At 65.9% G+C, this 13,686-nt stretch carries 10 protein-coding genes; 5 read left to right on the top strand and 5 right to left on the bottom strand.

What is annotated here, in order from left to right; all coding sequences use genetic code 11:
- Window positions 1–167 precede the first annotated feature (167 nt).
- The 3 genes from leuB to leuC all read right to left on the bottom strand — a co-directional run bounded on the left by leuB (window position 168) and on the right by leuC (window position 3,495).
- Window positions 168–1,241: a 3-isopropylmalate dehydrogenase gene (gene leuB, locus AC1POX_RS05170; protein ID WP_218504537.1), complete on the bottom strand. Its 1,074-nt coding sequence runs from the start codon at window positions 1,239–1,241 to the stop codon at window positions 168–170.
- 90 nt (window positions 1,242–1,331) lie between these two features.
- On the bottom strand, window positions 1,332–1,979 hold the full coding sequence (gene leuD, locus AC1POX_RS05165; protein ID WP_057681634.1) for a 3-isopropylmalate dehydratase small subunit: 648 nt from the start codon (window positions 1,977–1,979) through the stop codon (window positions 1,332–1,334).
- Window positions 1,980–2,046: 67 nt separating this feature from the next.
- Window positions 2,047–3,495, bottom strand: a complete 1,449-nt coding sequence (leuC, locus tag AC1POX_RS05160) for a 3-isopropylmalate dehydratase large subunit (protein ID WP_014091005.1) — start codon at window positions 3,493–3,495, stop codon at window positions 2,047–2,049.
- Between the two features lie 120 nt (window positions 3,496–3,615).
- Between leuC and AC1POX_RS05155 the strand changes: the two genes are divergently transcribed.
- Window positions 3,616–4,500: a LysR family transcriptional regulator gene (locus AC1POX_RS05155; protein WP_031424255.1), complete on the top strand. Its 885-nt coding sequence runs from the start codon at window positions 3,616–3,618 to the stop codon at window positions 4,498–4,500.
- Window positions 4,501–4,742: 242 nt separating this feature from the next.
- On the opposite strand, the gene AC1POX_RS05150 is transcribed toward AC1POX_RS05155, so the two are convergent.
- On the bottom strand, window positions 4,743–7,745 hold the full coding sequence (locus AC1POX_RS05150) for a two-component regulator propeller domain-containing protein (protein WP_218196546.1): 3,003 nt from the start codon (window positions 7,743–7,745) through the stop codon (window positions 4,743–4,745).
- Window positions 7,746–7,962: 217 nt separating this feature from the next.
- Between AC1POX_RS05150 and AC1POX_RS05145 the strand changes: the two genes are divergently transcribed.
- The 3 genes from AC1POX_RS05145 to AC1POX_RS05135 all read left to right on the top strand — a co-directional run bounded on the left by AC1POX_RS05145 (window position 7,963) and on the right by AC1POX_RS05135 (window position 10,804).
- On the top strand, window positions 7,963–8,616 hold the full coding sequence (locus AC1POX_RS05145) for a TetR/AcrR family transcriptional regulator (protein ID WP_003483364.1): 654 nt from the start codon (window positions 7,963–7,965) through the stop codon (window positions 8,614–8,616).
- Window positions 8,617–8,744: 128 nt separating this feature from the next.
- Entirely contained in the window at window positions 8,745–9,401 is a 657-nt protein-coding gene (locus tag AC1POX_RS05140; protein ID WP_008573687.1) for a protein-L-isoaspartate O-methyltransferase family protein, read from the top strand.
- Window positions 9,402–9,421: 20 nt separating this feature from the next.
- Window positions 9,422–10,804, top strand: coding sequence for a TolC family outer membrane protein (locus tag AC1POX_RS05135; RefSeq protein ID WP_008573685.1), 1,383 nt, complete (start codon window positions 9,422–9,424; stop codon window positions 10,802–10,804).
- Between the two features lie 266 nt (window positions 10,805–11,070).
- Here the strand turns inward: AC1POX_RS05135 and waaA are convergent, their stop codons facing one another.
- Window positions 11,071–12,387, bottom strand: coding sequence for a lipid IV(A) 3-deoxy-D-manno-octulosonic acid transferase (gene waaA / locus AC1POX_RS05130; RefSeq protein WP_008573684.1), 1,317 nt, complete (start codon window positions 12,385–12,387; stop codon window positions 11,071–11,073).
- A gap of 292 nt (window positions 12,388–12,679) precedes the next feature.
- Here waaA and AC1POX_RS05125 point away from each other — a divergent pair, with 292 nt between their 5' ends.
- On the top strand, window positions 12,680–13,600 hold the full coding sequence (locus tag AC1POX_RS05125) for an LpxL/LpxP family Kdo(2)-lipid IV(A) lauroyl/palmitoleoyl acyltransferase (RefSeq protein WP_008573681.1): 921 nt from the start codon (window positions 12,680–12,682) through the stop codon (window positions 13,598–13,600).
- Window positions 13,601–13,686: the final 86 nt, after the last annotated feature.

Here is a 13,686-nt window from a genome sequence, read left to right as displayed (position 1 = left end):
CGCAAGCACATCCATGTAGGCTCTGGCGCAGCATCCATGCCGCTCAAGTTGCCACACCGGCACACGCGCAGGTACCACCGGCTGCTGTCGGAAGCTGAGGACACGGATGCGTTATTGCGCTGGCGACCATTCCCGCGCACTACAACGCTTCGGGACTGCGAGCGCTTTTACAGCGCAGCCACCACCGCATCGCCCATTGCCACGGTGCCCACCTTCGTGGTGCCTTCCGACCAGATGTCGGCAGTGCGCAGGCCTTGATCGAGGACCTTGCCCACGGCGCGCTCGATGGCGTCTGCGGCATCGGCCTGCGCGAAGGTGTAGCGCAACATCATCGCCACCGACAGGATCGTGGCCAGCGGATTGGCAATGCCCTTGCCGGCGATGTCCGGCGCCGAACCATGGCACGGCTCGTACATGCCTTTGCTGTTGGCATCCAGCGAGGCCGACGGCAGCATGCCGATGGAACCGGTGAGCATGGATGCCTGGTCGGAGAGAATGTCGCCGAACATGTTGTCGGTCACGATCACATCGAACTGCTTGGGCGCGCGCACCAACTGCATCGCCGCGTTGTCCACGTACATATGCGACAGCGCGATATCCGGGTAGTCCTTGGCCACTTCCTCGACCACTGCACGCCATAGCTGGCTCGATGCCAGCACGTTGGCCTTGTCGACCGAACACAACTTCTTCCCGCGCAGGCGTGCCATCTCAAAACCTGCCTTGGCGATGCGACGAATCTCGCTCTCGCTATACGGCAAGGTGTCGTACGCCTGGCGTTCGCCGTTGTCCAAGGTGCGCGTACCGCGCGGCTGGCCGAAGTAGATGCCGCCGGTAAGCTCGCGCAGGATCAGCAGATCCAGTCCGGCCACGACCTCGGGCTTGAGCGTGGACGCATCGGCCAGCTGCGGATACAGCAATGCCGGCCGCAGGTTGGCGAACAAGCCCAGCTGCGAGCGGATCTTGAGCAAACCGCGCTCCGGGCGCAGCGACGGGTCGATGGTGTCCCACTGCGGGCCACCCACCGCGCCCAGCAACACCGCATCGGCGGCGCGCGCGCGCTCCAGTGTTTCATCGGCCAACGGGCTGCCGTATTTGTCGTACGCAGCGCCGCCCAGCTCGTCATACACCATCTCGAAACCCAGACCGTGTTGCGCGTCGATGCGCTTCAATACCTTGACCGCTTCGGCCATGATCTCCGGGCCGATCCCGTCGCCGGGAAGAATCAGAATCTGCTTGCTCATGCCACCCTCGTGAAGTGACGCCGCAGCGTCATTGAATTCAATGCAATACACGCACGCGGCACGATCGACGCACGCGCGTGCGGCTCAACCTCACTGCAGCGCGCCAAACAACCACGGCTGGCGCGCGCGATGGTCTTGCTCGAAGCGCCCGATGGCATCGGCGTCCTGCAAGGTGAGGCCGATATCGTCCAGCCCGTTGAGCAGGCAGTGCTTGCGGAAGGCATCGATGTCGAAGCCGTACTCCACGCCATCGGGGCGGCGCACGCGTTGTGCGGCCAGATCCACGGTGAGCTGGTAGCCCTCGGTCGCCAGGCATTGTTCGAACAACGCATCGACCTGCGCTTCGGCCAGCACGATCGGCAGCAGGCCGTTCTTGAAACTGTTGTTGTAGAAGATGTCGGCAAAGCTCGGCGCGATTACGGTGCGAAAGCCGTACTCGTCCAGCGCCCACGGCGCATGCTCGCGCGAGGAACCGCAGCCGAAGTTTTCCCGGGCCAGCAAGACGCTGGCGCCCTGATAGCGCGGGAAATTGAGCACGAAGTCGGGATTGAGCGGGCGCGTGCTGTTGTCGCGACCAGGCTCGCCGATATCCAGATAGCGCCACTCGTCGAACAGGTTCGGACCGAAACCGGTGCGCTTGATCGACTTCAGGAATTGCTTGGGAATGATCTGGTCGGTATCGACATTGGCGCGATCCAGCGGCGCCACCAGTCCGGTGTGTTGGGTGAAAGGGGTCATTGAGAGAGGCCGGGATTTGGGATTGGGGATTGGGGATTCGAAAAGGCTGCGGATGGGCGGAGCGCTTCTACGAATCCCGAATCCCCACTCCCGAATCTCCAAGTTCACGCACATCGACAAAATGCCCGCTCACCGCCGCAGCCGCCGCCATCGCCGGGCTGACCAGATGCGTGCGGCCGCCGGCGCCCTGGCGACCTTCGAAGTTGCGGTTGGAGGTGGACGCGCAATGCTCGCCGCTGCCCAGCTTGTCCGGGTTCATGGCCAGACACATCGAGCAGCCTGGCTCGCGCCATTCGAAGCCGGCGTCCAGAAACACCTTGTCCAGGCCTTCGGCTTCGGCCTGGGCCTTCACCAGGCCCGAGCCCGGCACCACCAACGCCTGCTTGATGGTGGAAGCGACCTTGCGGCCCTTGGCCACTGCGGCGGCCGCGCGCAGATCTTCGATCCGCGAATTGGTGCACGAGCCGATGAATACGCGATCCAGGCGGATGGCGGTGATCGGCTGGTTGGCGGTCAATCCCATGTATTTGAGCGCGCGCTCGATCGAATCGCGCTTGGTCGGGTCCTGCTCGGCGGCCGGATCGGGCACGTGCTGATCGATGGCCAGTACCATTTCCGGCGAAGTGCCCCAGCTGACCTGCGGCTTGATGTCTTCGGCACGCAACTCCACCACGGTGTCGAAGTGGGCGTCCGGATCGGAGACCAGCGTGCTCCAGAGCGCCACCGCCGCATCCCAGTGGGCGCCCTTGGGGGCGAACGGCCGCCCTTTGACGTAGGCAATGGTCTTCTCGTCCACCGCCACCATGCCCACGCGGGCACCGGCTTCGATGGCCATGTTGCAGATGGTCATGCGGCCTTCCATCGACAGCGCGCGGATGGCGCTGCCGGCAAATTCCAGCGCATGCCCGTTGCCGCCGGCGGTGCCGATCTTGCCGATCACCGCCAGCACGATGTCCTTGGCGGTCACCCCGAACGGCAGCGTGCCTTCCACGCGCACCTGCATGTTCTTCATCTTCTTGGCGATCAGGCACTGGGTGGCCAGCACGTGCTCGACTTCCGAGGTGCCGATGCCGTGGGCCAGCGCGCCGAATGCTCCGTGCGTGGACGTGTGCGAATCGCCGCAGACCACGGTCATGCCCGGCAAGGTGGCGCCCTGCTCCGGGCCGACCACGTGCACGATGCCCTGGCGGGTATCGTTCATCTTGAACTCGAGGATGCCGAAGTCGTCGCAGTTCTCGTCCAGGGTCTGCACCTGCAGGCGCGAGACCTCGTCGGAAATCGACTCCAGACCGCCCTGGCGCTCGGCGCGCGTGGTCGGCACGTTGTGATCGGGCGTGGCGATATTGGCGTCGATGCGCCATGGCTTGCGCCCGGCCAGGCGCAGGCCTTCGAAGGCTTGCGGCGAGGTCACCTCGTGCAGGATGTGGCGGTCGATGTAGATCAGCGACGAACCATCGTCACGGCGTGTGACCTCATGCAGGTCCCACAGCTTGTCGTACAGGGTCTTGGCAGTCATCGCGGCAATCCGAGTGGCGGATGGTGGGTGCGCCCACCTGGCTGAGATCGATGCTAGGAGCTTGCCTTGGATTACGCAAATTCATATTGTTTATTCAAGAAATGAATTTTAGGAATAGCAATGGACCTGGCGAGCCTCAATGCATTCGTGGCGATCGCCGAGAGCGGCAGCTTTTCGGCAGCCGGCGAGGCCTTGCACCTGACCCAGCCTGCGGTAAGCAAACGCATTGCACTCCTGGAGGCGCAATTGTCGGCGCGGCTGTTCGATCGCCTGGGCCGGCAGGTGGTGCTGACCGAAGCCGGACAGGCGTTGCTGCCGCGCGCGCAACGCATCCTGGCCGAGCTGCAGGACACCCGCCGCGTGCTGGAGCATTTGGGTGCAGCCGTTGGCGGCCGCTTGAGCCTGGCCACCAGCCACCATGTGGGTCTGCACCGCCTGCCGGCCTTGTTGCGCGGTTTTGCCACGCAACATCCGCAGGCGGCGCTGGACATCCAGTTCCTGGATTCGGAGCTGGCGTACGCCGCGGTGCTGCGCGGCGAGGTGGAGCTGGCAGTGACCACCCTGGCACCGGACACGCGCGCTCCGCTGCGCGCGCAGCCGATCTGGCACGACCGCCTGCAGTTCGTCGTTGCGCCCGATCACCCGTTGGCGGCACTGCCTGCAGTGTCGCTGGACGATGTGGTGGCGCACCCGGCGGTGTTGCCCGATCCGGGCACATTCACCCATCGCATCGTTGCCAACCTGTTCGCCGAGCGCGGCCTGGTGCCGAGTTTGCGCATGACCACCAATTACCTGGAAACGATCAAGATGCTGGTGTCGGTGGGGCTGGCCTGGAGCGTGCTGCCCGAGCGCATGATCGACCACCAGATCGTAGTGCTGCCGCTGGCCGATGTCGCGTTATCCCGCGAGCTGGGATGCGTCACCCATGGCGGGCGCACCTTGTCGCGTGCGGCGCAGGCGTTTGTTGCGTTGTTGCATGCGCAGGCGGATCTGGCGCAGACGTAGGCTGTGGGCGAATGTCTGCAGCGTGCTGCACGTGTTGGCGAAAGATGACGTCAGCAGTTTGATCTCGGCACGAGCGCACGAGAGGTGCGATGCGTCCTGCACACGCGGGTTGCTGACTCGGCGATGCCGCGGCCCGGCCGGCAACGCTGCGCTACTTCTTCGCCACGCACCGCCCGTGCAATGTAACAACACCTGTCTTGCATCGGGCCCGCATGCAGCAGTCCACGGGCCTCAGCAACGTCTTACGGCCCGATCAAACGATCCCGCCCCTGCCGCTTGGCTTCGTACAGGCGATGGTCGGCCAACGCCAGCAATTCGCGCCGGCTGGGCGCCTCCTCGCTCATCGCCATGCCCATGCTGGCGGTACAACGCACGGTCATGCCCTGCGCATCGACTTCGATGACGGCCAGTCGCTGTCGCATGCGCTCGAACAGCGCGCGCGCCTGTACCGCATCCAGCCCGGTGGCCGCCAGCAGGAATTCTTCGCCACCATGACGCGCGGCAAAGCAGCGCGCCTGATCCTGCTCGCTCAACACCTCGCCGATGGCCGACAGCACCGCATCGCCCACCTCATGGCCGTAGTCGTCGTTGATACGCTTGAAGTGATCGATATCCATCAACGCCAGCGCCAACGCCGCGCCACCGGCGTGCGCCTCATCGAACCATTGCTGCAGTACACGCTCGGCTTCGCGCCGGTTCGGCAGCGCCGTCAGCACGTCGTGGCTGGCGCGGTATTCCAGCTGGCGCATCAACGCTTCGCGCTCCTGGCTGGCCTGCTGCAGCGCCAGGTTCTTGTCGCTCAGTTCGCGCGTGCGCCGGTCGATGACGGTATTGAGCTGGCGCTGACGCAGGCGATAGCTGGCGGTACGCCACAGATACAACCCGTAGATCACGCTGGCCAGGCCGAGGATGCCCAGGCCGATCACTTCGCCGCGGCGCCACCACGGCGGCGCCAGTTCGATGACCAGGCTGGCTTCGCCCAGCAGGTCGTTCTGCCGCCAATCCACCGGTAGCGACATCGCTTGCACGCGGAAGCGGAAACGGCCCGGCGGCAAATTGGTGTAGACCGCTTCGCTGGCATTGTCGGCATCCACCCACTCCGGGTCGAAGCCCTCCAACCGGTAGCGATACCGCACCTTGTCCGGGCCGCGGAAATTCAGTCCGGCATACACGATCGCGATACGCCGGGTCTCGGCGCCGAACCGGTGCGGGCCACTGAGCGGCTGCACCATGCCATCGACCAGCAGGCGCTCGAAGACGATCGGCACCCGATGGCCTTGCAAGGTACCCACGCGGGCCGGGTCGATCACGCCCAGGCCTGCGGCGGTGGGGAACAGCAACTGCCCGGACTGGGTCAGCCAGCCAGCCGGCGCGCTGCTGCCGTTGCCCTGGTTGCTGGGCATGCCGTCGCTGCGGTCGACCACTTCCACGCTCAATTGCTCGCGCGTGCCCGCATCGAGCTGGTCGAAGTTATCGCGTGCGATGCGGAACACCCCGTGGTTGCTCGACAGCCAGAAATAGCCACGGCCGTCGTCGATCACGCGAAACACCTTGTCGCGCGGTAGCCCGACCCGGTGGTCGTAGACGCGGAAGCTGTCGCCGCGCAACCGCAGCAGGCCGCGATCGCTGGCAATCCACACATCGCCAGCGGCATCGCGCAGGAAATCGAAGGCGTTCTGCCCGGGGAAATCCTGCTCGCCCAGCCAGGCGCGGGTACTGCCGTCCGGCGACAGCGCAGTCACGCCGCGATCGGTGCCGATCCAGACGATGCCCTGCGCATCGCGGTACAACACCTGCACCGAGCCATCCGGTACGCCGTCGGCTGCGGTGTAGCGGCGTGCCTTGCCGTTGCGCCAGCGCACCAGCCCGGCGGTGGTGCCGATCCACAGATCGTCGCCGTCCGGCAACACCGCACGCACCGACATGGAGGGCAGGCCATCGGCCGCGCCGATGCGCACCAGCACGTGGCCTTGCGCGTCCAGACGCACCACGCCCTGGCTATAGGTACCGGCCCACACGCCGCCATCGCCAGCATCGGCCAGCGCCAGCACCGATTGCTCGAGCACGCGCCCTCCTTCGCTGGGCGACAGCGACACGCGGCTGATGGTGCCCTCGCGCCAACGATCCAGGCCGACGGCATTGCCCACCCACACCGTGCCCTCGCCGGTCTGCAGCACGCAGCGCACGTAGTCCGAACTCAGACCCTCGTCGTGGGTGACGCCGTGCGCGGCGCCCTCGGCAATGCGGAACAGCCCGTGGGTGCTGCCGACCCAGATCAGGCCTTCGGCGTCTTCCAGCAGCGCCGGGCTGGCGACGCCGGAAATGGCGATCTGCTCGTCCGGGTCGTTCGGCCCGCTGTGCACCACCAGCGTGCCCGAAGACAGGCTCATCCACAGGTGCCCGCGGCGGTCCAGCAACACCGAGTCCACGCGTTGGCCCTGGCGGAAACGCTGCAGGCCACCGCCACGGCTCCACCACCACACGCCATCGTCGCCGGCGACCAACAGGCCGCCCTGACGGTCGCTGGCCAGCCGCCGTACCGGCGCATCGCGCATCCCGTGCCCCCTTCCCCAGGCCACCGCCTGGACGCCATCGTGCGGCAGCCGATACAGCCCGACCTCGGTACCAACCCACAGGTCGCCGCGTTCGTCCGCAGACAATGCCGTGACGCGCGCACGCGGCAAGCCGGTCTGGCGGCCGACGTCGACCACCCGCCCGTCGCCCTCGATGCGGTACAGCGTCTGCGGCGTGCCCACCCACAGCGCGCCATCGGCACGCCGCAGCAGGGCGCTGACCGCAAGATGCCGCGCCGACGCATCGCCCAGTTGCTGCCAATGACCGTCCTGATAGTGGTAGACGCCGTCGAACGCAGTGCCGAACAGCATGCCGCCGGTGCTGTCGCGAACCACCACAAATACCCCGCCCAGCTCGACGCCGGGAGTGTTCTGGCGGTCGTACACGGTGAAATCGCGCCCATTGAAGCGCGCCACGCCTTCCCAGGTACCCAGCCAGATCAGCCCGTCTTCGCCCTGGGCCACCGCGTGCACCAGGTTGTGCGGCAGGCCGTCGTCCATGTTCCAGCGCGTGACGGTGTGGTACGCGGCGTGCTTGAGCACCTGCGCGGCCGCGGGCCAGGCGTTGAGCAGTGCGCAACACAACAGCAGCCACAGCCACGCCGGCCCGATCCGCCGCACGCACGTGCTGCGAACGCAGCTTGTGTGCGCCTGCGTACCGCCCCTTCCCACGCTCCCCGTCCCCTCGTCCGTGCTCGCTGGAGATACCTGCCCGTATGCACCGGCAGGCCTACGGCAAATTTATCACCGGGGTTTTTGTGCTGCCTTCGGTGGATCCCTGACAGCTGCCGGGAGCGGCACGACACCGGGAACCGGGCAGGCGGAACCGTTAACGTAGCGGTCGGGCGCCGAGTATAAATATAGAACCCGATGGTCTAGTATTGACGGCATGTCCAGCTCGTCCCCCCTCAATTCCAAGACCAAGAGCAACGGCCCTGGTCGTCCCAAGGATCTTGGAAAGCGTGCCGCCATCCTGGGTGCCGCCCGCACCATGTTCATGGAGCAGGGCTATGCAGGGGTCAGCATGGATGGGATCGCCGCGCAGGCCGGCGTCTCCAAACTGACCGTGTACAGCCACTTCGGCGACAAGGAGAGCCTGTTTTCCGAGGCGATCCGCGCCCAGTGCCAGCACATGATGCCGGACGACCTGTTCGATCACGCCCCCAAGGGCGCATTGCGCGACCAGCTCACCGAGATTGCCCATGCGTTCTTCGCCATGGTCAGCACCGAATCGGCCATCTCCACCCACCGCATGATGATGGCGCCCGGGACCGGCGACGTGCATATCCGCGAGATGTTCTGGGATGCAGGCCCCAAGCGCACGCAGCGGGCGCTGGCGGATTTCCTGTCTGCGCGGGTGGCCGACGGCCAGCTGGAGATCCCGGACGTGGCGCGCGCTGCCTCGCAATTCTTCTGCCTGCTCAAGGGCGAGCTCTACGCCTTGATGATGTGCGGCCTGCACGGCCAACCCACCCGCGCCCAGGTCAATGAGCACATCGACACCAGCGTGGACTTCTTTTTGAGGGCCTATGCGCCGCGCTGAGCGCCCCCGGCCTTTGGTGGCGATGACTTCCGGCACTGCGCCGGATGGCAGCGCGCGGCGATGCTAGATGCGCCAGGTGCCTCGCGCACCGGTAAAATGTTCGCCCCACCGCGTTGGATACCCGCACCATGACGATCGATTTCACCCAGGCCCGCGAAAAGATGGTCGAGCAGCAGATCCGGCCGTGGGACGTGCTGGACCTGCGCGTACTCGACGTGCTGGCGCGCATGCCGCGCGAAGCCTTCGTGCCGGAGGCCTACAAGACGCTGGCCTATGTCGACGTGGAAATTCCGCTGTCGGCCGGTCACAAGATGATGAAGCCGGTGGTCGAAGGCCGCATGTTGCAGGCACTGGACCTGCAACCGGGCGAGGACGTACTGGAAATCGGCACCGGCAGCGGCTTTGCCACCGCCTGCCTGGCCGCACTGGCGCGCGAAGTCCTCAGCCTGGAGATCGACCCGGCGCTGGCCGCGGCTGCGCGCGCCAATCTGGACCGCACCGGCCTGGGCAGCAACGTCCGTATCGAAACCGCCGATGTCTTCGGCTGGCAGAGCGAGCGTCGCTTCGACGCCATCTGCGTGACCGGCGCGGTCGACACGCTGCCCGTCCAGTGGCTGCAGTGGTTGCGCCCGAACGGCCGGTTGTTCGTCGTGCGCGGTCACGACCCGGTGATGGAAGCGGTCCTGGTCCGTGGCGAGGTCAACGCCCCGCGCATCGAATCGTTGTTCGAAACCGACCTCGCCTATCTCCAGGGCGCCGCACCGACGCCCCGATTCCAATTCTGATTCCCAAGGAAGCTCCCCCGATGATCCGCCGATCCCTTGTCCTGGCCCTGGCCGCCGCCCTGTCTCCGATGGCTGCGCACGCCACCGACCTGCTGCAGGTCTACGAAATGGCCCGCAACGGCGATCCGCAGCTGGCCGTGGCCGAGTCCACGCGCCTGGTCAATCGGGAGGGTCAGGTGCAGGCGCGTGCGGCGTTGTTGCCGCAGCTGGACGGTAGCGCCAGCTACACCCAGTCGCATCGTGAGCTGGAGGGCGTCGATGGCCGCTCCACGACCAAGCAGCGCCAGTACGCGATTCAAGGCAGCCAGACCATCTTCAATTGGGCGCAGTTTTCCAACCTGCGCGCGCAGCGCGAAGTAGCCAAGGCTGCGGATTTCACCCTGGCATCGGCCAATAACGACCTGATCACCCGCACCTCGGCAGCGTATTTCCAGGTGCTGGTGGGGATCGAGTCGCTAGCGGCAGCCGAGACCAACGAGGCGGCCGCAAAGAAGCAGTTCGACTACGCCGACAAGCGTCTGGAAGTGGGTCTTGCACCGATCACCGACGTGCACGAGGCCCGCGCCCAGTACGACCAGGCACGGGCAGACACCATCAACGCGCGCAATACGCTCAAGGACTACTACCAGGCACTGACCGAGCTCACCGGCCAGCCTGTGGTCGGCCTGCGCGCATTGCCAGATGAGTTCCGCCCCGAAGTACCGGCCGCCTACAGCAACGTGGATCAATTGGTTGCCACCGCGATCGCCGACAATCCGGCGCTGAGGGCGCAGCAGTTGCAGGTCAGCGCTGCCGAGGCGCAGGTCAGTGCCGCCCGTGCCGGCCATCTGCCCACGCTGAGCCTAGGTGCCAATGTCGGCCGCAGCAATAGCTGGGGTGGTCAGGGAACGGTGGATGAGGCGGCGGGCAACTTCACCACCGCAGGCCGCGACATCGACACCGATTCCGTCGGCATCACGCTGACGATTCCGATCTTTGCCGGCGGCGCGACCCAGTCGGCCGTGCGTCAGGCACTGTCGCAACGCGATATCCAGCAGGACACCTACGAGCAGCAGAAGCGCGCGCTGGATCGCAACACCCGCAATGCCTACCAGACTGTTGTTGCCGGTATCAGCGAAGTGGAAGCCCGCCGCCTGGCCGTGGTGTCGGCGCAAGCCGCCTACGACGCCTCGCAAGTGGGTCTGGAAGTGGGCACGCGCACCGTGCTGGACGTGGTGCAAAACCAGCGCACGCTGTTCCAGGCACAGCTGAACTACGCACAGTCGCGTTACAACTTCCTGCAGAACCGCCTGCTGCTGGGCCAGGCCATCGGCAAGCTCGACATCACCGATCTGCAGGACGTCAACCGCCTGCTATCGCAGGACGCCGAATCCAAGCTGCAGGGCAGTGGTTCGTTGCAGTAAGGCGAGCTGGATGCACAAAAAAAAAGCGGGCTAAGGCCCGCTTTTTTGTGCGCGATGCAACCGCATGCGCACCTGTCGTGACGGCGGCTGCAACTGCGCTAACCCGGCCACGCCGGCGTGCAGCATCCGATGCAAGTGAACCCACCACGCGTCTCGCTGCCTGGCGCAAGTTCTCACCGTTGAGCGCAACGAGGGCTGCACTCCGGCGCCAGGCTCGGCGGAGTGCGGCACGCCCATGCACGCAGCCACGCAGCGAGCGGCAAACCTCATGCCACAACGCCCGCGCTCGCCAGCGGCGGCAGATCGGCAGCGATCTGCACCAAGGTGCGGGCCACCGCGCCCTTGCCGTTGGCGACCAGCGCCAGGCCTGCAGTGGTCATCGCCTCGCGTTGTGCGGGGTCGGCGAGCAGGCGCGCCAATGCCTGGTAGACGCACTCGGCATCCTCGCAAATGGCAACCGCATCGGCTTGGCGCATGCGCCGCGAAATCTCCGAGAAGTTATGCAGATGCGGGCCAGTGATTGCCGGCGTTCCGACGGCGGCCGGCTCAAGCAGGTTATGCCCGCCGATCGGCTGCAGGCTGCCACCGACGAAAGCCACCTGCGCGCACGCATAGAAGCTCATCAGCTCGCCCAGGGTGTCGATGACGAATACCTTGTCGCCCGCCTGCGGCCATTGCTGCGCCTTGCGCGTGGCAACGCGCCAGCCGCGCTCGCGTGCCAACGTCTCGACCTTGGGAAAGCGCTCGGGATGGCGCGGTGCCCACAACAGCAGCAAATCCGGAAATTGCAGCAGCAACCGTGCGTGGATATCGGCAACGGCGGCCTCTTCGCCTTCGTGCGTGCTGGCGGCGATCCACACCGGGCGCGTGGCCGGCACGTGCATGCGAAACTGCGCGACCAACGCCTGCAATTGCGTTGGCGCTGCGATATCGAACTTGAGATTGCCCAGCGCGATCACCTGATCCGGGCGCGCGCCCAGGGTGACGAACCGCTCGGCATCGTCCTGCGACTGCGCCGCCACGCAGGTGACGGTGCGCAGCGCGCGACTGATCAACGGCGCCAGCAACCGATAGCCGCGCAACGAGCGCGCAGACAACCGTGCGTTGAGGATGTACACCGGAATCTGGCGATCGCGGCAGCCGAACAACATGTTCGGCCACAGCTCGGTTTCCAGGATCAAGGCCAGGCGCGGGCGGAAGTGTTCGAGAAACCGCCCCACGCTGCCCGGCACATCGTAGGGCAGATACACATGGTCCACCGCATCGCCCCACAGCGCGCGCACGCGCTCGGAGCCGGTGGGGGTGATGGTGGTGATGACCCAACGGATATCCGGGCGCTGCGCTCGTAGCGCATTGACCAGCGGCGCGGACGCGTTGACCTCGCCCACCGACACCGCATGCACCCACACCCGTGGGCGCCCGCAGGCGTGCGTGTAGGACGCATAGCGCTCGTTCCAGCGATTGAAGTATTCGCGCACGCGGAAACCGCGCCACACCAGGTGGTACACCGTGACCGGCAACAACAGGTAGAGCAGCGCCGAGTACAGCCCGCGCAACAGCCATTCGATCGGATCTTTCCGCATCCGTGCAGGATACGGGAGCGTCCGTGCGTGCGCATGTGCACGCTGCCTGCTGGGCGCAATCCCCTTAGAGCGTGTTATGCACGTTGAGGTGAGTGCGAAGCGTCTTGTGGCGCGTCGAGACACCGCGTGCGCCTTGCCCAGGCGACCAGCCTGGGCAAGGCGCGCAACGCAGTATCGGTGTGCCACAGGGCGCTCCCGGAGGGTTGGCCGTCAGCGGCGCGGAGCGGGCACCGCGCCGCTGACGGCCAACGCATCTCATCTCAAAGTGCATCACACGCTCTAGAATTGACGCATGTCCGAGCCCGCCAACGTCGCCGTCCGCCCTTCCCTGCGCAACCCCAAGCACTGGCCGATGTATCTGGGCCTGGCGGTGATGGTGGTGGCAGGGCGCCTGCCCTGGACGCTGCAACGTGCCGTGGGCCGCGGCGTGGGCTGGATTGCCATGCGCCTGGCGGGCACGCGTCGGCGCGCGGCCGAGGTCAACCTGAAACTGTGTTTCCCCGAGCAGGACGATGCCTGGCGGGCGCGGCTGTTGCGCGACAGTTTCGACGCGCTCGGCGTGGGCCTGTTCGAGTTCGCGCGCGCCTGGTGGGGCAGCATCGATGTCATTCGACCAGGCGTGCAGATCGAGGGCCTGGAGCATCTGCAGCAACTGCAGCAGCAAAAACGCGGCGTGTTGCTGGTATCCGGCCACTTCATGACGCTGGAAATGTGCGGGCGCCTGCTATGCGACCACGTGCCGCTGGCCGGCATGTACCGCAGGCATCGCAACCCGGTGTTCGAGTGGGCGGTCAAGCGTGGGCGCTTGCGCTATGCCACGCACATGTTCGCCAACGAAGACCTGCGCGCCACCATCAAGCATCTCAAGCGCGGCGGTTTTCTGTGGTATGCGCCGGATCAGGACATGCGCGGCAAGGACACCGTGTTCGTGCCGTTCTTCGGACATCCCGCCTCCACCATTACCGCCACGCATCAGCTGGCACGGTTGACCGGCTGCGCGGTCGTGCCGTACTTCCATCGTCGCGAAGGTGGCCGTTACATCCTCAAGATCGCACCGCCGTTGGCCGACATTCCGTCCGATGACGTCATCGCCGATACCACGCAGGTCAATGCCGCCATCGAAGACATGGTGCGCGAAGCGCCGGACCAATACCTGTGGATCCATCGGCGCTTCAAGCGCCAACCGGGTGGACGTAGCGATTTCTATCGCTGACGCCGGCTCGGCGAACGCCTGCAACGCATGTGTGGGCGTCGCCGCCGCAGCTCGCGAAGGGAGGAAGTGCCGATCAACCGCATGCG

This window comes from Xanthomonas sp. NCPPB 3442 (assembly GCF_056725145.1).
This window is presented reverse-complemented; position numbering and strand designations above follow the sequence as displayed.

Coding starts and splice junctions, on each gene's coding strand:
- leuB (WP_218504537.1), bottom strand. CDS start 1,241: ATGAGCAAGCAGATTCTGATTCTTCCCGGCGACGGGATCGGCCCGGAG.
- leuD (WP_057681634.1), bottom strand. CDS start 1,979: ATGACCCCTTTCACCCAACACACCGGACTGGTGGCGCCGCTGGATCGC.
- leuC (WP_014091005.1), bottom strand. CDS start 3,495: ATGACTGCCAAGACCCTGTACGACAAGCTGTGGGACCTGCATGAGGTC.
- AC1POX_RS05155 (WP_031424255.1), top strand. CDS start 3,616: ATGGACCTGGCGAGCCTCAATGCATTCGTGGCGATCGCCGAGAGCGGC.
- AC1POX_RS05145 (WP_003483364.1), top strand. CDS start 7,963: ATGTCCAGCTCGTCCCCCCTCAATTCCAAGACCAAGAGCAACGGCCCT.
- AC1POX_RS05140 (WP_008573687.1), top strand. CDS start 8,745: ATGACGATCGATTTCACCCAGGCCCGCGAAAAGATGGTCGAGCAGCAG.
- AC1POX_RS05135 (WP_008573685.1), top strand. CDS start 9,422: ATGATCCGCCGATCCCTTGTCCTGGCCCTGGCCGCCGCCCTGTCTCCG.
- waaA (WP_008573684.1), bottom strand. CDS start 12,387: ATGCGGAAAGATCCGATCGAATGGCTGTTGCGCGGGCTGTACTCGGCG.
- AC1POX_RS05125 (WP_008573681.1), top strand. CDS start 12,680: ATGTCCGAGCCCGCCAACGTCGCCGTCCGCCCTTCCCTGCGCAACCCC.